The sequence below is a fragment of the Aeromonas sp. QDB18 genome (assembly GCF_027705325.1).
In the GTDB taxonomy this organism is placed as follows: Bacteria; Pseudomonadota; Gammaproteobacteria; order Enterobacterales; family Aeromonadaceae; genus Aeromonas; species Aeromonas caviae.
Genome location: NZ_JAPDBQ010000294.1, coordinates 1 through 1,171, shown reverse-complemented (window position 1 = coordinate 1,171; position 1,171 = coordinate 1). Strand labels below are relative to the sequence as shown.

Genomic DNA, 1,171 nt, shown 5'->3' with positions numbered 1-1,171 from the left:
GACGAGACGCGGATCCAGGTGCTCAAAGAAGAGGGAAAAACTGCGCAATCGGACAAATGGATGTGGGTGACCCGCGGTGGTCCGCCGGGCCGCTCCTCTGTGCTATTTGCCTACGATCCGTCGCGCGCCGGAAGCGTTCCTGTGCGTCTGCTGGAGGGCTTTAGTGGCATACTGCAGGCCGATGGTTATTCCGGCTATAGCCAGGTGTGCAAAGAGAGCGGCCTGACACGGATTGGCTGCTGGGATCATGCTCGGCGCAAATTCATCGAAGCGACCCGAGCTGCACCTAAGGGTAAAGACAAAGGTAAGAGCAAAGCCAGTACTGGCCTGGCCGATGTAGCATTGGGGTACATAGGTAAACTCTATGCCATCGAGCGGGAGCAGAAGGAGCGCAGTGATGCCGAGCGTTATCAGGCACGGCAGACACGTAGCATGCCCCTGTTGGCGGAGCTCAAAACCTGGCTGGACAATAACGTCGGCAAGGTGATGAAAGGCTCGCTGACTCGACAGGCGATGGAATACACGCTGGGGCAATGGCCCCATCTGGTGGGTTACTGCGTGCGGGGAGATCTGCACATCAGCAATATCCTGGCGGAGAACGCAATCCGCCCGTTCGCCGTGGGGCGCAAGGCCTGGTTGTTCGCCGACAGCGCGCAAGGCGCCAAGGCCAGCGCGACCTGCTACTCGTTGCTGGAGACAGCCAAAGCCAATGACCTGGAGCCATCAGCGTATATCAACTATGTGCTGGCGCAGATCGGCGAGGCCGATAGCCTGGAAAAACTCGAAGCCCTGCTACCCTGGAACGTCCCGCTGGAGCCCATTGCAAAAAAAGTGGCGCAATACAACGAAGGCAAGTAGGTCGATTTAGCGGCGCTTACAGTGCACCTGTGCCTTGCTTGCCCAGCACCGTGTCCGCCTCCCAATCACCGAGCCGCTCCCGGCTATCGACGATAGCCGGCCGTTCATCAATAGAGCGGGCTTCCTTGATGGGAGAACGCAGGCTGCTCGCCCCCTTGCGGTAGCGCTTGTGGCCCTGGCGCAGATGGCGGTACAACTGGCCACCCCGGGCTTTGTCGGCGGCCACATGGCGGTATATCCGACATTCCGCACCTGATTTAGGAATAAATTTGCCGATAGCGCTCACCCAATACCTCCAAAATGATCTGCTGGT

At 58.9% G+C, this 1,171-nt stretch carries 2 pseudogenes; one reads left to right on the top strand and one right to left on the bottom strand.

Annotation, left to right across the window (positions count from 1 at the left end):
- Nucleotides 1–858 (top strand): annotated as a pseudogene (locus tag OKC30_RS20955) (IS66-like element ISAeme5 family transposase); the annotation flags it as partial.
- Nucleotides 859–877: 19 nt separating this feature from the next.
- On the opposite strand, the pseudogene OKC30_RS20950 reads toward OKC30_RS20955, so the two are convergent.
- A pseudogene (locus tag OKC30_RS20950) lies at nt 878–1,171 on the bottom strand (IS30 family transposase); the annotation flags it as partial.